We start from the raw sequence: 22,603 nt of genomic DNA on the forward strand, positions 1-22,603 counted from the left end.
TCTCCATGACAGATAGAATCAGTATACCTGAAAATCACTGCAATCCTTACTGTAATTTTTCGCAAGCTGATTTCAAAAGAATAAACGGACGTCAGCACCTCTGCAGCCGGTCATCAAACGGTTTCTGATGAGCTCCGGCAAAGGGACAACGTCCGCTTCAGTTAAAGGCTGCACTTCACACATTATATGAGTGTTAAAGTACGATTAGAAGAATCAGCCATGCAGCAGCGACTCTGCCCCATCGCAATAAATCTCGGTTCCTGTAATATGATCCGAATCCGCAGAAGCCAGGAACAGCGCCAGCTTGGCTACCTGATCAGGTCGCCCGGGCCCCTTCTCCAGCGGCTGTCCGCCATCCGGGAATTCAACCTCGATCTGCACTTCCTTGAGATCATCCGAAGGGTACGTATTGTCATCAATGTTGGTGGTGATCGCACCAGGACAGATGGCGTTTACGCGGATTTTGTACTGGGCCAGCTCCAGCGCCGCCATTTTCATAAAAGCGACCTGCCCGGCCTTCGTGGTGCTGTATGCCGAGAACCCGATGTTGGAGAATACCCGGTTCCCGTTGATGGAGCTGTTGATCAGGATACTGCCGCCCTGCTCCTTCAAATGGGGGATGGCATATTTAACCGTAGCGAACGTACCGCGCAGATTGATCTGAATGGTCTGGTCCCAGGACTCGATATCCATCGTCTCAATTGGTGTCATCGCACCGTTGATTCCGGCATTCGCGAACACGATGTCCAGCTGTCCCCACTTGGCAACCACCTGCTTCACGGCGTCCTCCACCTGCTGCGGCTCGGCGATGTCGCATTCGAACACAGCGGCTTCTCCGCCTTCCTGCACCACCTGATGTGCGACCTTCTCTGCGTTCTCCACAGTGCGGTCCAGAAGTGCCACCTTGGCTCCGTTTCTGGCGAACTCCAGCACCGACGCCCGGCCGATCCCCGATCCGCCTCCGGTTACGATTGCTACTTTGCCTTCCAGTTTCTTAGTGGTCATAAGTGTAGTCTCCTCCTAAGGTCGTTGTTATTGTTCAAGTCAAGTTCTCTCCTTAAACTTTACCTCTCATACCGCGTAGTGAATCGGCTGCCCTGCTGTTTTGCCAATCCTCATTTGGGGATATAATTTAAGAAGCAATAATGAAATTGACTTTAGACATGCCTTTATTTTCTACACAGAGGAGATTATTACTCATGATGAACCATAATGAAGAGATTCGTGATCAAATCTGCGCTGCAGTCTCCGGACTCTCTTCCGAGACTTTGAACCGGAAGCCAGCCGAAGGCAAATGGTCACCTGTGCAAGTACTGGAGCATCTGTATCTGATGGAAAAAGCGATCACCGCCGGGATCATGCAGGCGCTTGCTGCCACGGAAGAAGCTGTCACAGAGCCGAAGCCCTATCAGCTGACGCTGGACCGCAACCGGTTCATTGATGCCCCGCCCCATCTTGTGCCGTCCGAGGAATTCATCCCGCTTGGCGATGTACGGGCCCGGCTGGACCAGTCCCGTTCTGACCTGAAGACGGTGCTGGCCCAGAGTGAAGAGCGCCTGTGGAACCGCAAGCTGTATCCCCACCCGGTGTTCGGCCCGATGGATGTCGCCCAGTGGGTGGATTTCATCGGCATTCATGAAGAACGTCATCTGGCTCAGCTGAAGGAAGCCCTGGATGGAATTTGACCCCATTCTCTGCACCATTAAAAAGTAAAGACAAAGACACAACAATAAAGGCTTGAGCAGCTGTCCAGCTAACAGACAGCACTCAAGCCTTCTTCAGTTCAATCCCTGCTTATCCCAGCATCATCCGGTCATCCGCCAGCTTATGGCCGCTGATGGCTTCGAATTCACCAAGCAGCCGCTCTACCGTCAGATCCTTCTTGCGGGATTCATCAAAATCGAGAATGATCGATCCCTTGTCCATCATAATCAGCCGGTTGCCTAAACGGATGGCCTGATCCATGTTGTGGGTGACCATCAGTGTAGTCAGCTTCATCTCACGGACAATGGATTCCGTAAGCTTCGTGATCAGCTCAGCGCGCGAAGGGTCCAGCGCTGCTGTATGCTCATCCAGCAGCAGAATCTGCGGCTGGGTGAAGGTCGCCATCAGCAGGCTAAGCGCCTGCCGCTCGCCTCCGGAGAGCAGCCCTACCTTGGCGCGCAGCCGGTTCTCCAGGCCAATGCCCAGCTTGCTGAGCTGCTCCCGGAACAGCGTGCGTCTGGACGCATTCACCCCGAAGGACAGCCCGCGGCTCTGGCCCCGCTTATAAGCCATGGCCAGATTCTCCTCAATGGTCATATGAGGCGCCGTACCGGCCATCGGGTCCTGGAAGACCCGGCCGATCCAGCGTGCGCGCTGGTACTCGGCCAGATTGCTGATCGAGCTGCCTTCAATGCGCGCTTCACCGAGATCCGGCTTCATAACACCGGAGATAATATTCATCAGTGTCGATTTACCGGCCCCGTTGCTGCCGATAATGGTCACGAAATCTCCGGCGCTCAGTTCCAGATCGATGCCCAGCAGGGCAATCTTCTCGTCAGGTGAACCCGGGTTGAACAGCTTGGATACATTATCAAGCTTTAGCATCGGCTGCCCCTCCTTTCTTGCTGCTGCGCGTCAGCTCCGCAAGCTCTTCAGTCCGTCTGCGGGCCATCGTCTTCTGCTTCAGGAACCGCTGAACGGACGGGAAGACGAGGGCGATGATAACGATAATAGCCGTAATCAGCTTGAGATCCGAAGCCTTGAGCCATGGCACCCGCAGAGCCAGCGCCACAACGATCCGGTAGACGATGGAGCCGAGCACTACGGCCAATGTAGCGCGGAAGACGTTGCCCGCACCGAATATCGCTTCCCCGATAATTACCGAAGCCAGCCCGATAACAATCATGCCTATACCCATGGATGAATCGGCAAACGTAGAATATTGGGCGATCAGCGCACCCGAGAGGGCCACCATTCCGTTCGCAAGACTGATGCCGAGAATCGTAGTAGTATCCGTATTGACACCGAAGCTGCGGATCATCCGGGAATTATCTCCTGTAGCACGCAAGGCAAGTCCAAGGTCTGTACGCAGGAACAGATCCATCAGAATTTTGACCAGCAGAACCACAAAAGGCATAACCAGCAAAGGATTAATAGAGCTGAAGAGGGATACCTCACCCATTAAGGAAACATTCGGCCGCACGAGAATCCGCAGATTGATGGAATATAGCGCAATCATCATCAGAATCCCGGATAGCAGGCCGTTGATCTTCCCTTTAGTGTGCAGCAGACCTGTACACATGCCTGCAGCCATCCCTCCGAGCAGGGCACATACTGTTGCCAGCAGGGGAGAATATCCGTGGGTGATCATGACTGCGGCAATCGCGCCGCCGGTGGTGAAGCTCCCGTCTACAGTTAAATCCGGAAAATCAAGAATACGAAAGGTAATATACACCCCGAGTGCCATAAAAGCGTACAGCAGGCCCATTTCCAGGGCGCCGATTAATGAACTATACATAGATGACTTCCTCCCTCAAGCGGCAAAGGGCGCCCGCATGGAAACGCCCCGTTATGATATCTGTATGTTATTGAATAATGTTATTGTCAGGATCTGCAACTTCAGCCTTCATAGCATCCGTTACTTCAATGCCTTGTGCTGCTGCCGCTTTGAGGTTAAGAATGAGGTCCAGCTTCTCTTGCATCGTTATTTTCATGTCGCCTGGACTTGTGCCGTTCTTAAGCACTTCCACTGCCATTTCGCCAACCTGGTAGCCATGGTCATAGTATTTGAAGCCCACAGTGGCAAAAGCACCCTTCTCAACCGTATCACGGTCTGCCGAGAAGAACGGCAGCTTGTTGTCATTAGCTGTCTGAATAATCGTATCCACACCGCTTACGACGGAGTTATCAAGTGTAATGTAAAGGGCATCCACACGTCCTACAAGGGATTCAGCCGCCTGCTTCACTTCCGACGTATTCGTGATAGCCGCCTTCACCAGCTCAATCCCGTGCTTGTCCAATTCTTCCTTGGCGATATCCGCCATAACTACTGCGTTAGGTTCACCTTCATTAATGACAAGGCCCAGCTTCTTCACATCCGGGAACTGCGTTGCGATGAAATTCATCAGTCGTGTAATTGACTCAGGGTTCGTATCCGATGCGCCGGAGACATTGCCGCCGGGATGTTCCAGGTCGCTTACGAGCTTGGCATCCAGCGGGTCAGTGACTGCCGCGAACAGAATCGGCGTATCCTTCACTTTCTGGACAATGGATTGTGCGGACGGAGTGGCGATCGCCAGCACCAGATCATTCTTGTCACCCGCAATCTTCTGTGCAATGGACAGGTTGTTCGCCTGATCCGCCTGGGCATTCTCCAGATCCACCTTCAAGTTCTCACCTTCTACGATTCCGGCATCCTTCAGTGCCGCCAGGAAGCCTTCCCGAGTAGCATCCAGCGACGGATGTTCTACATATTGTGAGATGGCAATCGTGTAGGATTTGGTGTCCGCAGAACCGGTGTCTGCCGGAGCGCTGGTTGCGTTTGCCGGAGCATTTCCTGCATTGGATCCATTATTTACGGCTGCATTATTGTTACCGCAACCTGCTGCTACCAGCATCAAGGACATACTCAGGCCAAGCCAAATGTTCTTTCTCTTCATCAGATAACCCCTCTTCTTTTACGGATTCAGCGCGCGAACCTGGGTTAGCGGTTCAGCATTATCGCTTTCATCTTTGAAAGCATTAAAGCAAAAGCCCGCACCATTTCCGCATCCACTGCCGCAATCTATTAAACATATATTATATGTAGGTTGATTTTCCGTCAATCATTTATCACGGCTCCATATTTTACAAAAAACGCACAATGGGCTGATGTTTCGACAAGAACAAGCCTGTTGCTCTTGACATTGATTGCTAAACCCTTTTCCACATAAAAAAAGCCGCCCTGCACAAACTTTACTTAAAGTTTGAAGATGGAGCGTGCCAAATGCCAATAATCAATTCATCCAAAACTGCGGCCACAGCCGCACTGCTTACTGCCGTCATTCTTGGCTCAACCGCCTGCAGCTATTCCAGTAAGGACACTACCCCGAAGGTGAATTCGGTTACGCCAACCGGAACATTTGCCGGAAGCTACTATGAGAAGAATTCCATCACGGACAAAGAAGGCAAGTATTGGATTCCGCTGAAGCCAGCCGCTGCCTCCATAGGATACCGAATGAAAGACGACACTTCGAGCGGAGGATATACCAAGCTGGGCTACAGCGATGTAATGTACATGCTCCGTCCGGATTCCAGCCAGGTTTTCTCCCTGGGGGAGAAGATCACCCTGCCGGACGTTCCCATCCGCCGCGAAGGTCAGATCTACATCACGCCTAATGCATTGTCCAAGCTGCTGCAGACCGAGGTTGGCTGGAATCCAAGCACCGGAGAGATCAATATTGCTGCCCCCTCTGACAGGGATACTACCGCCAATGCAGGTGCAGGTGATGCAGCCAAACCGCTGCGGATCCAGAGCGTCTCCAATGTGGATACCGGTGAACTGATCGCCTATGCCAAGAAGTATCTCGGCGTACCCTACGATTTCGGTGCCGGACCTTATGAGGAGACCAAACGGTTTGACTGCTCATCCTTCACCCGTCATGTATTCAAGAAATTTGGCGTAGATCTCCCGCGGCTGGCCAAAGATCAGGATAATATCGGCAGACGCATATCAAGGAGCGAGCTGGAGCCCGGGGATTTAATTTTCTTCACGGTACCCGGCCGGTTCGAGAGCGACGCCATTCCCGGTCATGTAGGCATCTACATGGGGGGCGGCAGTTTCATTCATACTTGGGGCGATCCCGGAGTACAGATCAGTGACCTGGACAGCGGGTACTGGAGTAATGTTATTCTGCACATGCAGCGGGTGTTATAATCCCCTAAATACAACAAATGCAAGGAAGGTTACGGGCTTCTGCCGAAGCGCCGGACCTCCTTGCATTTTTTTATGCCACCGCCATTATCCGGCAGTATACTATTCCCAGTTCTTACTGCGCCCGCTTAAGCGGAGAACCAGCTTCACCAGCTCCACAATCACCACTATCGCCACTGCAGCCCCGCAGACAATTCCCCACTGCAGACCGCTAAGATGCTCCACTCCGAACCATTCATTCAGCCCGGGAATGATAATAACCAGCACCAGCAGAAGTCCCGAGATGACCGAAGCCCCCAGCATGTAGCGGTTGCTGAACAAGCCGATCTGGAACAATGACTTGGTATTGGATCTGACATTGAAAGCATGGGTAAGCTGCAGCAGTCCCAGCGTAGCAAAGGCCATCGTGACTGCAACGCCTTCGTCGTAATGGGTATGTGCCCAGTAATACACCAGCAGGGTCAGTGCCGCCTCAAGCAGCCCTTGATAGATGATTCCGATCCCCACGCCTCCGGCAAAAATACTGCTGCTTGATTTACGCGGTTTCTTCGACATCACATCATTATCCGCTTTTTCCAGTCCGAGCGCGAGCGCCGGCAGGGTATCTGTGACCAGATTAATCCACAGGATATGAATCGGTTCAAGAATCCGCCAGCCGATCAGCGTCGCAATGAACAGGGTCACCACTTCCCCCAAATTGGCCGACAGCAGGAACTGGATCGCTTTGCGGATGTTGCTGTATACCTTGCGTCCTTCTTCGACAGCAACGACAATCGTAGTGAAATTATCATCGGCCAGTACCATGTCGGATACGCCTTTGGCCACATCTGTTCCTGTGATGCCCATACCAACGCCGATATCCGCTGATTTGAGCGCAGGCGCATCATTGACTCCGTCTCCGGTCATAGCAACGATTTTGCCCATTTGTCTCCATGCCTTGACGATCCGCACCTTATGCTCAGGCGATACACGGGCGTACACGGAATAATCGGCCACTCTTGTGGCAAAATCCGCCTCGCTGATCTGATCCAGCTCGCGGCCGGTCAGCACTGCCTTGTCATCATCGATGATTCCAAGCCGCTTAGCAATCGCTGCAGCCGTGTCCCGGTGGTCCCCGGTGATCATCACCGGCCGGATGCCCGCCCGTCGGCATACGGCAACCGCATCCCGGACCTCCTCGCGCGGCGGATCGATCATCCCGGTCAGGCCGATGAACACCAGATCCTTCTCCGTCCCCTCCGGCGAAGGATCGGAGGGCTGCTCTGCATGGTCGCGGTAAGCAAACGCCAACACCCGCAGCGCCTCGTCTGCCAGACTTTTGTTGCTGGCTGTGATCCGGCTGATATGTGCCTCCGTCAAGGGCACCACAGTGCCATTCTCTTGGATATGGCTGCATTTGGACACCAGCACATCCGGCGCTCCCTTGGTCAGCACCCGGAACCCGCCGTTATCCAGTTTATGGATCGTCGTCATCAGCTTGCGGTCCGAATCAAAAGGCAGCTCATTCACCCGCGGATAACGCTGCTCCAGCTCCCGTTTGTCAGTCCCGATGCTGAGTGCGAAGTCAACCAGCGCCGTTTCGGTAGGGTCGCCGATAAGGGCTTTACCGCTCCGGGTCCCGCCTGCTGAACCAGGCTTCGCCTCTGCCCGGGCTCCATCCGTAGCTTTCCCTCCAGCACTTTTGCCTTCGTCTATGCTGGAATCATTGCACAGGGTCATCGCCTGCAGAAGCAAATCACCGCCCGGCGTTTCGTTAAGCTTCGAATCGGCCTCGATAGTCTCTCCGCCCACATACAGCTTTTCCACGGTCATCTTGTTAAGTGTTAATGTGCCCGTCTTGTCAGAACAGATAATCTCTGTACTGCCCAGTGTCTCCACCGCAGGCAGCTTGCGGATAATTGCCTTGCGCTTAGCCATCCGCTGCACGCCTAGCGCCAGAATGATGGTTACGATGGCCGGAAGACCCTCCGGAATCGCCGCTACCGCAAGTGAGATGGAGGTCAGCAGCATATCAAGCAGCTCTCTGCCCTCCAGCCAGCCGACCACGAAGATAACGACACAGACACCCAGAATAATGAAGGTGAAATATTTGCCAAGCTCATCCAGCTTTTTCTGCAATGGGGTAACTTCATTCTCCGCCTCCGAGATGTATCCGGCGATCCGGCCCACTTCGGTATGCATCCCCGTAGCCGTTACCACACCCACACCCCGGCCATAGGTTACGCTGCTGCTCATATAAGCCATATTCGTCCGGTCACCGATCACAAGATCATTGCCCGCAAGCACTCCCGACTGCTTATCCGAGGGCAGTGATTCACCCGTCAGCGCCGCCTCCTCGGTCTTCAGTGACGCCGCTTCGAGCAGCCGCAGATCAGCAGGCACCACGTTGCCGGCTTCCAGCAGCACAATATCGCCGGGCACCAGCTCCTCGCTTTTGATCTCTGTGACCTGCCCGCCCCGGCGGACTCTCGCCTGCGGAGAGGACATGCTTTTGAGAGCCTCCAGCGCCTGCTCCGCTTTGTTCTCCTGGATGACACCCAGCACCGCGTTCAGGATCACCACCAGCAAAATAATAACGGTATCCGTCCACTCTCCGAGGATTCCCGAGAGCACGGCAGCCGCCAGCAGGATGAAGATCATTACATTCTTGAACTGCTCAATGAATTTAGCCAGCAGCGATTTAGACTTGGCTTCCTGCAGCATGTTTTTTCCGTAACGTTCCAGTTGCCTTGCCGCTTCTTCTGCAGTCAGTCCGGCTTCCCTGCTCTCCAGCTGCTTCAGCACCTCAGCCGTATCCAGAGTATGGAACAATACACCTTCTTTACTTTTGCTTTTAGCAGAATCTGAGTTCAAGTCATCCGCTCCTTCTATAATTTATTTAGTTCAAACCCTTATATGGAGTTTTACCCAAAAATAGCAGGAGAATTCTAAAAACATATGTAGATTTATCAAAGGTTGTGCCTGCCCGAACGGGCAAATCCTTTGAACCGGGTCCCCTTGGTGGACAGCTCGCCCCTGTCTCCCTCAACGATCAGACCATACGCTTTGGCCTTCACCTCCAGCTCCCTCCGGCTCCCGTTCTGGAATTCAAAGGTTACATAGTAGCTGGTGTGTGTGCCCGCATGCCCTCTGCCGCCCCAGACCTCTGTGCGTTTCGTAACAGCTGTCGCCACCCTCGACTCGAGCGGACTGGCATTATTGGTCATCCAGATCTTCAGGGCTCTGGCAATAGTGTAAGCAACAAAAACTGCGATCAGCAGCAGCACAAGCTGTAATAAATAAGGCCCTTCGGAGAAGAAGCCGCGGGAGGAACTGGCTACAGCCGAATTCAGAAATCCGTTAAAAATGCCCTCTTTATGCAAATTAAACGCTCCTTTGGTAAAAACAATTATAAAATGTTCATTTTACTAGAGAATACGCGGTGTAACGGCTCCGGTTTCGTATTTTCATGACATTTACCCCAAAAAAACAGCTCCGGAAATTTGGTCCTGCCCAGAATCCTATGTTATGCTTTAACTACAATATACAGTAAGGAGGTGTTCTCTTGATGACATATCTAGCGCGCTTACCCATTTCTAAGCTGCTGAAGGCGGCCTTCATACCGGTGCTTCTCCTGACATTTCTGGCTGCTTCTTCCCAGCTGCTGAACGAACAGGAGGCTTCCGAAGTGCAGCATGCCAGACTGGAGCGTTATGAGCATAAAATGGCTCAGCCGGTACGGGTGCACAGCACAACGTTCCATTACATTCCTTCCGCGCGGGTGGCCCATCCTGAGAATCTGCTGGCGCTTCATCCGGAAGCGTCCCTGCCTCTGCTCTGTGTGTCGTTCTTCCCCATCATTTACATCATTCTGAAGCGGCTGCTGCTGTATCCGCTGAAATGCACATCACACTTTATAAGGTAAAGGCTCTCCAATAAATCCTTTGAGCGCACAACGCATTATCTATAGCAAACGAACCTACAAATTCAGGTTTCCTGCTGAAAGGAGGAAATCCATTGAAAATCAGATATAGAGGGGCTGCCCCCCTGCGCCATTCCAAAATCCTGCGCCTGCTCTCTGTTATAGGCGGGGGCTTGCTCGCTGCTGTAGGACTGGAACTGTTCCTGATGCCGCACAAGCTGCTGCCTGGCGGAATCGCCGGATTGTCTGCTCTGCTGTCACATTTAACCGAAATGCGTCTTGGCTTATTTCTGTTCCTGCTCAACCTTCCGTTCATTCTAATGTCGCGCAGGCAGATTAATCTCCGGTTTGCCCTCTATACGATGCTTGGATTAATCTGTCTGACGGCGGGCTCGCTGGCCCTTCACCACTTCCCTGCAGCCACCAGCGAACCGTTGCCTGCTGCAATAGCCGGCGGACTGTGCCTGGGCTTTGGGCTTGGCATCTCTGTCCGCTTCGGAGGCATTACCAGCGGAAGCGAGAAGCAGGGAGTCCGGCTGCTGAACGGCGGTCCGCCCAAATCTGCTGAAATGGGCATTATGCTGTTCAACTGTGCCATTCTGCTCTTCGGCGGTTCATTGTTCGGCTGGGATCAGGCTATGTACAGCATCATTGCTTACCTGCTGGCCTTTGAAGCATTGCGCTTCTCGTTAAGAGACCTATCCCTCTCCCAGGCTGTCTGGATTACGAGCAGCAACTGTGAAGAGATCCGCCGCAGGCTCCAGCAGTCACTTGACCGCGAAGTTAAACTCGTCAGGTCCACCGGTCCTGAGGGACAGCCCGGCACCGTCTTCTGCCTGGCAAGCAGGCTGGAGGAAGAGGAGCTGGCTTCCATCGTCCACGGATGCGACCAGGACAGTAAGATCGTCATCAATGCGGCCCGGAACAGCCGGATTTCCGCGCTCTTCCGTAATCACCCGCCTGGTTGACCGATGGTATTCAGCGGACAGCTTATAGCCCCTGATCAACCAAAAAGCGTTCCCGCATTTAGTTGCGGGAACGCTTTTTGGTTAGATCAGGCAAGGGCAGGCTCCGCTCTTTCAGCGGAACATTCCCCATAAGCGGATCAGGTGAAAGGTGTTGCCCGGATCAATCTTCTGGGCAATCACAAATTTAACAATTTGCTCTTCCTGCGAGGACGTCAGCTTCTCATTCATCACTGCAGAAGCGTTGCGCACCAGCCTGCGCACAACGGCAGTGTCCTGCAGCTCTTGCTTGGAAATTCCGTTGATCATATTCTTGATGCGTTCCTTAACCGCCGGATTCTTCATCTTCAGCTTAATGCGATCCACCAGCGCAGGACTGATTCCGAATTGCTGATAACCCAAGCATAGCACCTCCCGTCATATCCAATCATTCACAGTATATGAGGGCCGGTCTCCGCATGTGCCTAATCAGTCAATTAAATCTCCCTGGAATATTTGCTCCTGCTGCAAATACCCGCGCAGCGGAGCATAATCCGCCGATGTCCAGAACGCGGCATCCCGCAGCAGCTCTGCCGCGTCATCACGCGCCAGTTCCAGCGTCTCGAAATCAGCCGTCATATCCGCCAGCCGGAATTCCGGCAGCCCGCTCTGCTTCGTCCCGAAGAAATCCCCCGGTCCCCGCAGCTCCAGATCACGCCGGGACACCTCGAAGCCGTCATCCGTATCCGTCATCGCCGTCATCCGCTCTCTGCCAATTTCCGATTTGGGATCTGCCATCAGCACGCAGTAGGACGCATGTTCCCCTCTGCCGACCCGTCCGCGCAGCTGATGCAGCTGTGACAGGCCGAAGCGGTCGGCATCCATAATGATCATCAATGTGGCATTCGGTACATCCACACCTACCTCTACGACTGTAGTAGAGACTAACAGCTGCAGCTCATTGCTGTAGAAGGCGCGCATCACTTCATCCTTCTCTGCAGGCGTCATCCGCCCGTGAAGCAGCCCTACCTTATAGTTCGGGAACGCCTGCGACATCTGAACATGCAGATCAATCGCATTCTGCACGTCCAGCTTCTCCGACTCCTCAATAAGCGGGCAGATCAGATAGGCCTGCCGCCCCTGGTCAATCTCACGGCTGATCAGATTCAATACCCGCTCCATCAGATCAGGCTTCACCCAGTAGGTCGTAATCGGTACACGCCCTTTTGGCCGTTCGGACAGCGTAGACACATCCATATCGCCAAAAACAGTGATCGCCAGCGTACGCGGAATCGGGGTGGCCGTCATCGTCAGCACATCCGGGTTGTAGCCCTTGCGCCGCAGGACACTGCGCTGGTTCACCCCGAACCGGTGCTGCTCATCTGTGACAACAAGTCCCAGACTGCGGAAGAAGACATCATCCTGAATTAAGGCATGGGTTCCGACGACCACATCCAGCATTCCCAGCTGCAGAGAAGCCAGCAGATCCTTACGTTTGCGTCCGTTCACACTGCCGGTCAGCAGACCGACTGTAATGCCGAACGGTTCAAACATTCTGGTGAGCGAGCGTATATGCTGTTCGGCCAGAATCTCAGTCGGCACCATCAGTGCCCCCTGAAATCCCGATCTTACAGTCGCATACAGTGCAATAGCTGCCAGTACGGTTTTGCCGGAGCCTACATCCCCTTGCAGCAGCCGGTTCATACAGTACCCTGAGCGCATGTCATGCAGAATCTCCAGCTCCACATGCTTCTGGGCGTCCGTCAGTTCAAACGGCAGACTCCGCACAAACTGGCGGACTGTGGCATTATCCACTGTATGGACCACACCGTCCATTCTGCCGCGGTTCAGTACACGGAAGGCCTGTACCTTGAGCTGGAACAAGAATAGCTCTTCATAGACCATCCTGCGCCTTCCCTGCTGTCCTTCGCGTGTATCCTCCGGCTGGTGGATCGTAGCAATTGCCTTTTTACGCGACATGAAATCATACTTGCGCATAATACTGTGCGGGAGGATTTCCGGAATCAGCTCTCCATACTGCTGCAGGGCCTGGCCTATGACTTTGCGGATCCAGGATTGTGTGATCTTGCCGCCTACAGAGTACACCGGCTGCAAGGTTCCCGTCTTGCCTTCTCCCCGGTCCGGAAATTCATAATTGGTTACAGTAATCTGATTGCGTTTCTGGTCCCATTTCCCGGTTAATACTACTTCGCGGCCTACTGTCAGCTGCTCACGTGCATAATGCTGATTGAACCATGTTGCCGTGAACATCCACGGCTCGGCCACCATCTTGCAGCTCATACGTGATTTGCCCCCGAAGCGCTGCAGCACCGGAATGCCGATTACCTTAGCTACAATGGTTGCTTTATCGCCATGCTTAACTTCACTAAGAGACTTAGGCCGGAAATCCTCATAACGGAACGGGTAGTATTCCAGCAAATCCTTCACTGTAAAGACGCCAAAGGCGTGAAGCTCGCCTTGCTTTTGAGCGCTCACGCCAGTTATTTGTTTCACTTCAATTGATTCCAAAGCCAGCACCATGTTCATCCCCTATACTAGGCGGGCCAGATGAATACGGCTAAGGTCCCGTTGCCGACATGGCTGCCTACGACAGGTCCAATGTTGGTCAGTACCTTCTCTTCCAAGGTGAAATGCCCGGACAATTCCCTCAGGAATTCTTCGCCGGAAGCCGGTTCAGCCGTATGACCCACGGCCACATTGATTTTGTTCACACCCGGCAGATCCGCCTTGAACAGCTCGATCATGCGGGCAACTGCCTTCTTGCGGCCTCTAACCTTCTCTACCGCATAGATGATTCCTTCTGCATCGATCGACAGGATCGGCTTGATATTGAGCAGCGTACCCAGGATGGCGGACGCTTTGCCGATTCTGCCGCCCTTCTGGAGATATTCCAGCGTATCCACCAGGAAGTACAGCTTGCGCGACTTGCGCATACTCTCTACCTGCTCCAGAATTCCCTCCGGCGCCTTACCCTGCCCGGCCAATCTAGCGGCTTCCACTACCATGAACCCGAATCCGTAGGAAGCGGACAGGGAGTCAACCACGGTGACCGACTCCCCTTCCTCTTCCAGCATGGATTTGGCCAGGACAGCAGATTGATAGGTTCCGCTAAGTCCGGAGGAGATATGGAAGGACAGGACCTTGCTGCCCGGATAACGTTCCTGAATGCTGCGGTACACGTTCATATATTCGACCGGCGACGGCTGTGAGGTGGTCGGCAACTGCGGCGAGCGGGGAAGACGCTCATAGAACTGCTCCGGAGTCATATCCAGATTATCCCGGAAAGCCTCTTCGCCGAACATCAGTGTCAGCGGAACAACTTCAATGCCGTACTGATCCGCCAAGGCAGGCGGGATATCGGAAGTGCTGTCGGTAACGATTACGGTACGATTCATGGATTTCCTCCCCATACTATGATTTAGCTGATCCACTCTGCTTGCTTAGGTCTAAGATGTCTATGGCTCCACTGAGAAAAGATAGTAATACAGCGGCTGGCCTCCATCATGAACTTCTACTTCAACCTGCGGGTACGTTTCTTCCAGCCATGTGCTGAGGGAATCTGTAACGTCTGCTTCGGCATCTGCACCTGTCAGCACAGTTACAATCTCGTCACCGTTCACCAGCATGCTAGCCAGCAGTTGCTTGCTTACAGCAAGCAATTCATCGGCGGCAGCAACGATCTTGGAGTTCGAGATTCCGATATACTGCCCGGCTTTGATCTCCAGCTCTTCAATGACTGTATCCCGCACGGCATTGGTAACCTGTCCCGATTTGACCTGTGCAATTGCCTCCAGCATATTGCTCGTGTTGGCATCTACCGCTTCCTCTTCCTGGAAAGCAAAGGCGGCCGAGATTCCCTGGGGAATACTCTTGCTAGGGATAACCGTGATGTCACGTTCGCCCTCCAGCAGCTCCTTGGCCTGCTGCGCAGCCAGTACTATATTGGAGTTATTCGGCAAAATGTAGATATGCTTCGCTGAAATAGAAGATATCGCATTAACGAAATCCTCCGTGCTAGGATTCATCGTCTGGCCGCCGGCCAGGATGGCATCCACGCCAAGGCTGCGGAAGATATCAGAGATTCCATCTCCCGAAGAGACTGCGATGAAGCCGTATGGCGCCAGATCATCCGCAGGAGGAACTGCAGGCGACTGTACGCTGGCCTTCTCTTCCGGAATATCGGCGAATACATCCGGCATTGGAGCAATATCCATTCCGGCTGTCAACAGATCGCGGTGCTGCTCACGCATGTTAAGAATGTGAATCTGTGTGATCTCACCATGCAGCAGCGCCAGGTTAAGCACCTCGCCGGGAGTCTTCGAGTGCACATGCACCTTGATGGTCTCATCATCCGAAATTACGATAATGGAGTCACCGTTAACTGACAACGCTTTCCGAAAAACTTCCTCATCAAAATCTGATTTCACAGATGCGCCAAGCTGGCGGTTGATGAAAAATTCCATATCATATAAAAATTCGATGTCTTCCGTAGAAAGCTGGGATTGGGCGGAAGACTGTACGGAGGACAATACGTTCTCAGGTTTAGTCAGTACTGCTGCAGGAATTGGTGCAGGAACTGAGGCTTGTCCTTGTACAGGTGTCTGTACAGCGGCTGATCCGCTGGTCAGATACTGGTGGAAACCTTCATAGATGTAGACCAGACCCTGACCGCCGGAATCCACAACACCGACCTGCTTGAGCACAGGCAGAAGTTCAGGTGTATTAGCTAGCGCTTCCTTGGCTTTGGCCAATACTTCGGTCATAAGCTCAGTAACATCCGTTGTACGGCGCGCATAATACACTGCATGTCTCGCAGCTTCCTTGGCGACGGTAAGAATCGTGCCTTCAACCGGTTTAACCACTGCTTTGTAGGCTGTATCAACGCCAGTCTGCAGTGCTGCAGCGAACTGCTGCGTGTTCAATTCTTCATATTGGGCTGCATAACGTCCAAGACCTCTGAATAACTGCGACAAAATAACGCCGGAGTTCCCCCGCGCGCCCATCAAGAGTCCTTTGGAGAGTACTCCTGCACATTGGCCTACAGAGGCAGTATTATTTTTCTTCAATTCATTCGCGCCAGCGGTCATCGTCAAATTCATGTTGGTTCCCGTGTCTCCATCCGGAACCGGAAAAACATTTAAAGAATTGACATGCTCCGCATGCTGCTGCAGCTTTTCCGCACCGGCGAGTACCATTGCGGTAAAATCTGTCCCGTTTATAGAACGCTTACTCAATGAGAATTCCCCTTCCTAACTTCATGCCTAATCAATTCTATGATTAACTGGACATAATGCACTAATTTATATTGTACTATAAGAGTCTAAAGAAATAAATGTTTTTGAATCGGTTGACGTAGCAAATTTTGCTGTGATATTATATTTAAGTATTGTTTTACGCAGGTGTAAGTAACAAGGAGGTGTAATCTATGTCCCGCAAATGTACAGTAACAGGCAAGAAACCGGGCAGCGGCAACCACGTGTCTCACGCAAACAACCGCAACCGTCGCTCTTGGGGAGTTAACGTTCAGAAGGTCCGTATCCTAGTGAACGGCAAACCGAAACGCGTGTACGTCAGCACCCGTGCTTTGAAAGCCGGTAAAGTTGAACGCGTTTAGTCTTGGATTATTCTAGGGCCTAGCGATATCTCATATCAAGTAGAAACGGACATGCCGTCCTTAAATAGACGGTATCCGTTTCAGCGAGAAATAGAAGGACACTTTATAGTGCAAAGCATATAAAGTCTTATATTTGAAGCAAAAAGCACCCTTTACATTCGTAAGGTGCTTTTTTTCATGTTTTCTGTTCTGCCTCGCTCAGCTCTTCTGAAAAGTGTTCAAAATCGCTTTAACAAAACCTCCCAAAAATCTTGGCAGCTTGAACGTGTAAAATTTCATGATTAACCCTCCCATCAATTCATGCCATGCAGTAGGAGACTATCCTGTCATGATGTGTATGCCAACGAACTGCAGACCTCCCTTATTGTACAAAAAAAGGCTACATGAGATTTCTGCTCATGTAACCATATTTATGCGGGTATAACTTGGCCTATACCTAAGCACTCGCGATTAAAGGACAGCACCATCCGCCGCCTCGCGGATCGCCCGGATTGCACCTGCGCGGTCACTGCGTCCAAAGACCGCATTGCCCGCTACCAATACATCAGCCCCTGCTTGAGCCACGAGAGGTGCTGTAGCTTCGGCAATTCCTCCGTCCACCTCAATACGCAGCCCCTTGTGATTGATCTCACCGGCCCATTCTCTAAGCTGTGTAATCTTATGCAGCGTACGCGGAATGAAGGCTTGTCCGCCAAACCCCGGATTCACTGTCATGACCAGCACCAGATCAACATCCTCGAGAACCTCACGCACAGCAGCTGCCGGAGTACCCGGATTAATCGCCACACCGGCCATCAGGCCGAGCTCCTTGATCTGATGAACCACCCGGTGCAGGTGTACACAAGCTTCTGCATGGACGGTAATTACAGCCGCCCCTGCGGCGGCAAAATCAGCAATATACCGTTCCGGATTCTCGATCATCAAATGAACATCAAGCGGCAGGGAAGTATGGGCTTTGACCGCTGCCACAATGGCAGGACCCAGGGTAATATTCGGCACAAAATGACCGTCCATCACATCTACATGAATCCAGTCTGCACCGCTGGCTTCGGCTTCCGCGACTTCTGCGCCAAGTGCGGCAAAATCTGCTGACAATATGGAAGGAGCAATAATAACCATGTGTTTAGTACCTCCGCTTTTTATCTTTCATTTCGTTGTAGAACAGCTTGTAATGCTCATAGCGGCTGTCCGCAATCTCTCCAGCCTGCAATGCTTCTATCACCTTGCAGCCCGGTTCGTGAAGATGGCTGCAGCCGCGGAATTTGCAATTCTCCGCATAGGAAGCGAACTCACGGAAGCATTCGGACAATTCATCCACACTCAGCTCCAGGAAGTCCAGCTGGCTGAACCCCGGTGTATCGGCCACGAAACCGCCATTCCCGATATCCATCAATTCAACGTGACGTGTCGTATGACGCCCGCGGCCAAGCCGCATGCTGATTTCACCTGTCTCCAGCTCAAGGCCCGGTACGAGGCGGTTCAGCAGGGTTGACTTCCCTACGCCGGACTGGCCTGAGAATACACTGATGATTCCGCCCAATCGCTTCCGCAGCTCATCGGCGCCTGATCCGTTTAGTGAGCTCGTAACCATTACTTCATAGCCAATTTGTTCATAGAGAGCTTTGACTGCTTCTGTAGCCTGGCCCTCATCATCCGCCAGATCCTGCTTGGTCAGTACAATCAGCGTGTCCAGTCCGGAATGCTCGATATGAACGAGGAATTTGTCCAGCAGGTTGAGGTTCATATCCGGTTCCCGTACAGAGAACAGCAGTACGGCCAGCTTCACGTTCGCTACCTGCGGACGGATCAGTTCAGAATCACGGGGGAGCAGTTCATCCACCATCCCCTCCCCGTTCTCGGTCAGCATATAGATAATCCGGTCACCTACCAGAGGAGCTATTCCTCTTTTCTTAAGTATTCCGCGTCCCCGGCATTGTACAGCCTGTTCCTCCGTTGCGATGAGTCCATCCTTAAGCGGCTTCACATAATAATATCCGCTCAGCGCTTTGATAATGATTCCTTCAGGCATACATATTAAGCCTTCCTCTCCTGATTTTGCGCAAATGACCCAAGATTATATCCCCGGGTCATTTCGCCGCTCCAGCTGTAATGGTATTGCCACCGCCCCGCTGAAGCTTATCTCTTTTTATTTATTCTTGTCCTTGCCTTTGCCCTTGCCATTTCCAGGGGAAGCGGCAATCAGTTTATTATTGTTGTCTTTACCTGGTACGAAGCCCGTCTGATCACCTGCACCTGTCTCTTCGCCCTCTCCGGTGCCCGGCGGCAGAATCTCCGGTTCGATTGTCGGCTCAACAGGAGTCTCGGTCGGTGCAACGGTCGGCTCAGGTGTCTGTGTCTGAACCGGAGGCGGTTCAGGCGTCTGCACATTATTATTCTTGACATCCACGTAAGTTATAGGATAAGTCTCGAGGAAATCCCCGTCCCGGTATACGGATACCATCCCATCCTTGTTGGGAGCAAGCAACATGTTCACGGATAAGGTCTGACTTTTGCCAATTGTGCGTGTGCCCCACTCCTGGTTCTCGCCATTATTACGCGCATCTGCAAAGACAATGCGGATTTTGCTCTTCTGTCCGTCCACTGCTGGTGCAACCGGTACGTTAAAGGTATATTCCAGTGCTTCCGGAGGATAACCTGTACTGAGGTAAATGGTTATTTTCTCCCCGGGAGTAACCTGATCTCCTTCCTCATACGCCCATTGCTTCGTGACTTTGCCCTTCTCATACGTGAAGCTTGGCTCTTCCTTAATTTCATCCAGCACAAGGCCGGCTTTCTCAATCGCTGCCTTCGCTTCCTTCTCCGTCATTCCAAGGAGGCCCGGCATATTGGTGCTCTCTTTCCCTTTACTCACGATCAGCTTAACCGTTATAGTCTCAGGATCATACTCACTATTTGCCTCAGGCTCAGAGCTGATTACTTTGCCCTTCTCAAATTCCTCACTGAAACGTTCGTCCGGAGTGATTCTATCCTGTGCAATTCCCAGTGCAATTAGTTCCTTGACTGCATCATCATAGCTCATATTAGAAACATCCTTAAGCTTAGGCAGAACCTTGGCGGTACTTACCGTCAGAATAATATGCGTCCCTTCCTTGACCATCGTGTCAGTCTTGCTCTGTTTCCAGACGATATTTTCTGCAAAATTCGGGTTGTATGCCTGCACCGGCGGCTCTTCTGCGAACAAGCCCACCTCTTCAAGGGCAGCTTTGGCTTGCTCAAAAGAAATACCGGTAACAACCGGCACTGCCACTTCATCCACGGACAATTTGGAGTTGACATACCAGACGACCCCGCCCATGGCTATCAGCAGTATCAGGGTAAGACTGATCCACAGCGCCGCGCGGCCCGATTTGCGCTTGCCGGGTGGAGGAGGCGGAGCATCCTCCATACTGCGGACACGTTCCTCTCCCCCGCCGCCACGGCTGCCCAGCCCCCGCTGGAGCGGTTTGATTGCAGGAATTACCCGTGTTCTGTCCTCGTCCTCTTCGTCATCGAATAAGACCTTGGACTCGCTCCGCCGTTCTGGCAGCAGACAGGTCTCCAGATCCTGCAGCATTTGCTTGGCGGACTGATACCGTTCTTCCGGATTCTTGCGCATTGATCTCAGGATTACATTCTCCACGCTTTGCGGAATCAGCGGATTCAGCAGGCGCGGCTCCTCAAATTCCTCCTGCAGATGCTTCAGTGCTACACTAATCGGGCTTTCCCCCAGAAAAGGCAGCACCCCGGTAAGCATCTGATAGAGCACGATCCCCAGAGAATAGAGGTCGGACTTCTCTCCTGTGGTCACGCCTTTGGCATGCTCAGGCGAGAAATAATGTACGGAACCGACCACGGAACCCGTCTGGGTTATTGTAGTGGACGTAACCGCCCGGGCAATCCCGAAATCCGTTACTTTAACCCGGCCATTACGGCCGATCAGAATATTATGAGGTTTAATATCGCGGTGAATAATCTGGTTCAAATGCGCATGATCAAGTGCATCACAAATTTGTGATGCAATCCGCACGGACTCGTCAACCTGCAGCGGAGCCCGCTCTTTAATGATTTCGTTAAGATTCTTGCCTTCAATATATTCCATAACAATATAATGGACTTCATCTTCCTGGCCGACATCGTAAATGCTGACTACATTTGGATGAGATAACGATGCAGCTGATTGCGCCTCCCGCCGGAACCGGCGGATGAATTCCTCATCATGCACAAACTGGTTGCGCAATACTTTGATAGCAACATTCCGGTTGAGCAGAATGTCATGGGCTCTGTAGACAAGCGCCATGCCACCTCCACCGATCCGTTCGATGACTTGGTAGCGGCCGCCCAATTCGTGACCGATCATCTATCCCACTCCTTTGTCTCGGGCACTGCGGCCTCTCCTTGGTGTTCTAACATAGCAACGCTGATATTATCGTTGCCGCCGGCAAGCAAAGCCAGCTGAAGTAATCGATCCGCTCTTTCTTCCAGAGAAATCTCATGAATTCCGGCTACCTTGGCCATATGCTCGGGGCTGACGAAATTGCTGAGTCCGTCGCTGCACAGCAGCAGAAGCTCCCCAAGTGCAAGCGTAACAGAAGCCAGATCCGCAGACACCACGGCATCCGTCCCCAGAGCCCGGGTCAGCACATTTCGGCGCGGATGTCTGCCCAGCTCCTCCAGGCTGATCTGGCCGTTCTTGAACAGCTCATTGACCAGCGTATGGTCCTCGGTTAGTTGTATTGCAGCACCGTCCTGAATGAGATATGCCCTGCTGTCTCCGATATGGCCGATGTATCCCGCTGACCCTTTCAGTAGAGCAGCTACGATGGTAGTCCCCATGTTGTGGTATTTCTCATCGCTTTGAGCCTCTTTGTGGACCGTGTGATTGGCTTCCAATATGGCGGCTGACAGTGCCTCCTTCAGCTCTGCCTCCGGAAGATCAGGCTGCAGCTGGTCCAGAATGTTCCTGACCGTCTCCAGCGCAATCCTGCTCGCGGTATCGCCAGCCAAATGCCCCCCCATCCCGTCGGCTATAATGCCGAGGGTATAACCGTGGCGCGTAGCGCCGATCCAGACCGAATCCTCATTGACGGTACGTACCCGGCCAATGTCGCTGGCTTGAACTGTTCTGATCAAATATCCTCACCCCAACTCCATATGTTTGGCACGCAGCTGACCGCATGCGGCCGCAATATCATGGCCTTGCTCACGGCGGATCGTAACGTTCACGCCATGATCGGCCAGTATACGCTGAAATTCAAAGATATCATTGCGGGAAGTCCGTACATACTTGCGCTCAGGCACATGGTTAACCGGAATCAGGTTCACATGGCAGAGCATGGTCTTAAGCACACCCGCTAATTCCTCGGCATGCTCGGGCTGATCGTTCACGCCGCCGATCAAGGCATATTCGAAGCTGATCCGGCGGCCTGTCTTGGCCTGATAGTAGCGCAATGACTCGATTACATCATCAAACGGATAGCGGCGGTTAACCGGCATCAGCTTGGAACGGAGCGTATCATTAGGCGCATGAATCGAGATCGCCAGATTGATCTGCGTATCCTCATCAGCAAACTTGTAAATATTCGGCACAATCCCGCTGGTCGATACTGTAATATGGCGCTGGCCAATATTCAGACCCTTCTCATGGATCATGAGGCGCAGGAATCTCATGGTTGCGTCGTAGTTCTCGAAAGGTTCGCCGGTGCCCATGATAACAATGCTGCTGACGCGTTCGCCGCGGGCATCAAGAATCTGCTGGGAACGCACTACCTGGGCTACAATTTCCCCTGCGGTCAAATCGCGCTTTAGACCTCCAAGCGTAGACGCGCAGAAGGTACAGCCGATCCGGCAGCCAACCTGGGTAGTTACACATACGCTGTTGCCGTAATTGTGCTTCATAATAACTGTCTCAATCGCATGATCATCATGCAGACCGAACAGGAATTTCACAGTACCGTCTTTGGATTCCAGCTTCGTAATTTCAGTCAGAGCCGAAATACTGAATTGTTCCACCAGCTTGCCGCGCAGTGCCTTGGAGAGATTGCTCATGGATTCAAAATCATTGACCCGCTTCACATACAGCCAGTCAAAAATCTGTCCGCCGCGAAAAGCCGGCTCTCCGTTATCCTTGGCCCACTGCTGCAACTCTTCTAAAGAAAAATCATATATTAAAGGTTTCATTGTTATTAGCACCTGTTCTTTCGTAAATTATATGCGTATTATTTCTCATT

At 52.5% G+C, this 22,603-nt stretch carries 21 protein-coding genes; 5 read left to right on the forward strand and 16 right to left on the reverse strand.

Annotated features, from left to right (window positions below):
* Window positions 1-213: 213 nt before the first annotated feature.
* Window positions 214-1,005 (reverse strand): SDR family oxidoreductase, encoded by a 792-nt coding sequence (locus NSU14_RS16740; protein WP_042136621.1) that lies wholly within the window; start codon window positions 1,003-1,005, stop codon window positions 214-216.
* A gap of 194 nt (window positions 1,006-1,199) precedes the next feature.
* Here NSU14_RS16740 and NSU14_RS16745 point away from each other — a divergent pair, with 194 nt between their 5' ends.
* A complete protein-coding gene (locus NSU14_RS16745; RefSeq protein ID WP_340946328.1) occupies window positions 1,200-1,685 on the forward strand; it encodes a DinB family protein in 486 nt (161 codons plus the stop codon).
* Between the two features lie 109 nt (window positions 1,686-1,794).
* Here NSU14_RS16745 and NSU14_RS16750 read toward each other — a convergent pair whose 3' ends face one another.
* From NSU14_RS16750 to NSU14_RS16760, 3 genes are all read right to left on the reverse strand, one after another.
* Window positions 1,795-2,589 carry an ABC transporter ATP-binding protein gene (locus NSU14_RS16750; RefSeq protein WP_042136620.1) on the reverse strand — a complete coding sequence of 265 codons (795 nt, stop codon included), beginning with the start codon at window positions 2,587-2,589 and terminating at the stop codon, window positions 1,795-1,797.
* Window positions 2,576-3,502 carry an ABC transporter permease gene (locus tag NSU14_RS16755; RefSeq protein WP_042136618.1) on the reverse strand — a complete coding sequence of 309 codons (927 nt, stop codon included), beginning with the start codon at window positions 3,500-3,502 and terminating at the stop codon, window positions 2,576-2,578. The genes NSU14_RS16750 and NSU14_RS16755 overlap by 14 nt, the downstream gene beginning before the upstream one ends.
* A gap of 67 nt (window positions 3,503-3,569) precedes the next feature.
* Window positions 3,570-4,643, reverse strand: a complete 1,074-nt coding sequence (locus tag NSU14_RS16760) for an ABC transporter substrate-binding protein (protein ID WP_042136616.1) — start codon at window positions 4,641-4,643, stop codon at window positions 3,570-3,572.
* Window positions 4,644-4,969: 326 nt separating this feature from the next.
* On the opposite strand from NSU14_RS16760, the gene NSU14_RS16765 reads away from it, so the two are divergent.
* On the forward strand, window positions 4,970-5,899 hold the full coding sequence (locus NSU14_RS16765; RefSeq protein ID WP_340946333.1) for a C40 family peptidase: 930 nt from the start codon (window positions 4,970-4,972) through the stop codon (window positions 5,897-5,899).
* 99 nt (window positions 5,900-5,998) lie between these two features.
* Here the strand turns inward: NSU14_RS16765 and NSU14_RS16770 are convergent, their stop codons facing one another.
* Together NSU14_RS16770 and NSU14_RS16775 are read right to left on the reverse strand one after the other, a co-directional pair.
* Complete coding sequence (locus NSU14_RS16770) at window positions 5,999-8,707, reverse strand: calcium-translocating P-type ATPase, SERCA-type (RefSeq protein WP_445670092.1); 2,709 nt, start codon at window positions 8,705-8,707, stop codon at window positions 5,999-6,001.
* A gap of 137 nt (window positions 8,708-8,844) precedes the next feature.
* Window positions 8,845-9,258 carry a DUF2500 domain-containing protein gene (locus NSU14_RS16775; protein ID WP_231575361.1) on the reverse strand — a complete coding sequence of 138 codons (414 nt, stop codon included), beginning with the start codon at window positions 9,256-9,258 and terminating at the stop codon, window positions 8,845-8,847.
* A 185-nt stretch (window positions 9,259-9,443) separates the two neighbouring features.
* On the opposite strand from NSU14_RS16775, the gene NSU14_RS16780 reads away from it, so the two are divergent.
* Together NSU14_RS16780 and NSU14_RS16785 are read left to right on the forward strand one after the other, a co-directional pair.
* Window positions 9,444-9,800 carry a hypothetical protein gene (locus NSU14_RS16780; protein ID WP_340946338.1) on the forward strand — a complete coding sequence of 119 codons (357 nt, stop codon included), beginning with the start codon at window positions 9,444-9,446 and terminating at the stop codon, window positions 9,798-9,800.
* Between the two features lie 92 nt (window positions 9,801-9,892).
* Window positions 9,893-10,765, forward strand: a complete 873-nt coding sequence (locus NSU14_RS16785) for a YitT family protein (protein WP_042136610.1) — start codon at window positions 9,893-9,895, stop codon at window positions 10,763-10,765.
* A 111-nt stretch (window positions 10,766-10,876) separates the two neighbouring features.
* Here NSU14_RS16785 and NSU14_RS16790 read toward each other — a convergent pair whose 3' ends face one another.
* The 4 genes from NSU14_RS16790 to NSU14_RS16805 form a co-directional block, all read right to left on the reverse strand.
* Window positions 10,877-11,164, reverse strand: a complete 288-nt coding sequence (locus NSU14_RS16790) for a stage VI sporulation protein F (protein WP_039298036.1) — start codon at window positions 11,162-11,164, stop codon at window positions 10,877-10,879.
* Window positions 11,165-11,230: 66 nt separating this feature from the next.
* Window positions 11,231-13,282 carry an ATP-dependent DNA helicase RecG gene (recG, locus tag NSU14_RS16795; protein ID WP_039298034.1) on the reverse strand — a complete coding sequence of 684 codons (2,052 nt, stop codon included), beginning with the start codon at window positions 13,280-13,282 and terminating at the stop codon, window positions 11,231-11,233.
* 14 nt (window positions 13,283-13,296) lie between these two features.
* Window positions 13,297-14,157, reverse strand: coding sequence for a DegV family protein (locus NSU14_RS16800; RefSeq protein ID WP_340946342.1), 861 nt, complete (start codon window positions 14,155-14,157; stop codon window positions 13,297-13,299).
* Between the two features lie 60 nt (window positions 14,158-14,217).
* Window positions 14,218-15,996, reverse strand: coding sequence for a DAK2 domain-containing protein (locus NSU14_RS16805; RefSeq protein WP_340946344.1), 1,779 nt, complete (start codon window positions 15,994-15,996; stop codon window positions 14,218-14,220).
* A 191-nt stretch (window positions 15,997-16,187) separates the two neighbouring features.
* Here NSU14_RS16805 and rpmB point away from each other — a divergent pair, with 191 nt between their 5' ends.
* Window positions 16,188-16,376: a 50S ribosomal protein L28 gene (gene rpmB / locus NSU14_RS16810; RefSeq protein WP_019911441.1), complete on the forward strand. Its 189-nt coding sequence runs from the start codon at window positions 16,188-16,190 to the stop codon at window positions 16,374-16,376.
* Between the two features lie 198 nt (window positions 16,377-16,574).
* On the opposite strand, the gene spoVM is transcribed toward rpmB, so the two are convergent.
* The 6 genes from spoVM to rlmN form a co-directional block, all read right to left on the reverse strand.
* Entirely contained in the window at window positions 16,575-16,655 is an 81-nt protein-coding gene (gene spoVM / locus NSU14_RS16815) for a stage V sporulation protein SpoVM (RefSeq protein ID WP_020431362.1), read from the reverse strand.
* Between the two features lie 171 nt (window positions 16,656-16,826).
* A complete protein-coding gene (gene rpe / locus NSU14_RS16820; RefSeq protein ID WP_039298023.1) occupies window positions 16,827-17,495 on the reverse strand; it encodes a ribulose-phosphate 3-epimerase in 669 nt (222 codons plus the stop codon).
* A gap of 4 nt (window positions 17,496-17,499) precedes the next feature.
* A complete protein-coding gene (rsgA, locus tag NSU14_RS16825; protein WP_340946346.1) occupies window positions 17,500-18,405 on the reverse strand; it encodes a ribosome small subunit-dependent GTPase A in 906 nt (301 codons plus the stop codon).
* 117 nt (window positions 18,406-18,522) lie between these two features.
* The gene (pknB, locus tag NSU14_RS16830; RefSeq protein ID WP_042136600.1) at window positions 18,523-20,733 is read right to left on the reverse strand and encodes a Stk1 family PASTA domain-containing Ser/Thr kinase; all 2,211 of its coding nucleotides are present in this window, start codon (window positions 20,731-20,733) and stop codon (window positions 18,523-18,525) included.
* On the reverse strand, window positions 20,730-21,506 hold the full coding sequence (locus NSU14_RS16835) for a Stp1/IreP family PP2C-type Ser/Thr phosphatase (protein ID WP_340946350.1): 777 nt from the start codon (window positions 21,504-21,506) through the stop codon (window positions 20,730-20,732). Before NSU14_RS16835 ends, pknB begins: the two co-directional genes overlap by 4 nt.
* A gap of 6 nt (window positions 21,507-21,512) precedes the next feature.
* Window positions 21,513-22,553 carry a 23S rRNA (adenine(2503)-C(2))-methyltransferase RlmN gene (gene rlmN / locus NSU14_RS16840; RefSeq protein ID WP_042136599.1) on the reverse strand — a complete coding sequence of 347 codons (1,041 nt, stop codon included), beginning with the start codon at window positions 22,551-22,553 and terminating at the stop codon, window positions 21,513-21,515.
* Between the last annotated feature and the right edge of the window lie 50 nt (window positions 22,554-22,603).

The sequence above is a fragment of the Paenibacillus sp. FSL R10-2771 genome (assembly GCF_038000205.1).
In the GTDB taxonomy this organism is placed as follows: Bacteria; Bacillota; Bacilli; order Paenibacillales; family Paenibacillaceae; genus Paenibacillus_AQ; species Paenibacillus_AQ phytohabitans.

Coding starts and splice junctions, on each gene's coding strand:
- NSU14_RS16740 (WP_042136621.1), bottom strand. CDS start 1,005: ATGACCACTAAGAAACTGGAAGGCAAAGTAGCAATCGTAACCGGAGGC.
- NSU14_RS16745 (WP_340946328.1), top strand. CDS start 1,200: ATGATGAACCATAATGAAGAGATTCGTGATCAAATCTGCGCTGCAGTC.
- NSU14_RS16750 (WP_042136620.1), bottom strand. CDS start 2,589: ATGCTAAAGCTTGATAATGTATCCAAGCTGTTCAACCCGGGTTCACCT.
- NSU14_RS16755 (WP_042136618.1), bottom strand. CDS start 3,502: ATGTATAGTTCATTAATCGGCGCCCTGGAAATGGGCCTGCTGTACGCT.
- NSU14_RS16760 (WP_042136616.1), bottom strand. CDS start 4,643: ATGAAGAGAAAGAACATTTGGCTTGGCCTGAGTATGTCCTTGATGCTG.
- NSU14_RS16765 (WP_340946333.1), top strand. CDS start 4,970: ATGCCAATAATCAATTCATCCAAAACTGCGGCCACAGCCGCACTGCTT.
- NSU14_RS16780 (WP_340946338.1), top strand. CDS start 9,444: ATGACATATCTAGCGCGCTTACCCATTTCTAAGCTGCTGAAGGCGGCC.
- recG (WP_039298034.1), bottom strand. CDS start 13,282: ATGGTGCTGGCTTTGGAATCAATTGAAGTGAAACAAATAACTGGCGTG.
- NSU14_RS16800 (WP_340946342.1), bottom strand. CDS start 14,157: ATGAATCGTACCGTAATCGTTACCGACAGCACTTCCGATATCCCGCCT.
- rpmB (WP_019911441.1), top strand. CDS start 16,188: ATGTCCCGCAAATGTACAGTAACAGGCAAGAAACCGGGCAGCGGCAAC.
- spoVM (WP_020431362.1), bottom strand. CDS start 16,655: ATGAAATTTTACACGTTCAAGCTGCCAAGATTTTTGGGAGGTTTTGTT.
- rpe (WP_039298023.1), bottom strand. CDS start 17,495: ATGGTTATTATTGCTCCTTCCATATTGTCAGCAGATTTTGCCGCACTT.
- rsgA (WP_340946346.1), bottom strand. CDS start 18,405: ATGCCTGAAGGAATCATTATCAAAGCGCTGAGCGGATATTATTATGTG.
- pknB (WP_042136600.1), bottom strand. CDS start 20,733: ATGATCGGTCACGAATTGGGCGGCCGCTACCAAGTCATCGAACGGATC.
- rlmN (WP_042136599.1), bottom strand. CDS start 22,553: ATGAAACCTTTAATATATGATTTTTCTTTAGAAGAGTTGCAGCAGTGG.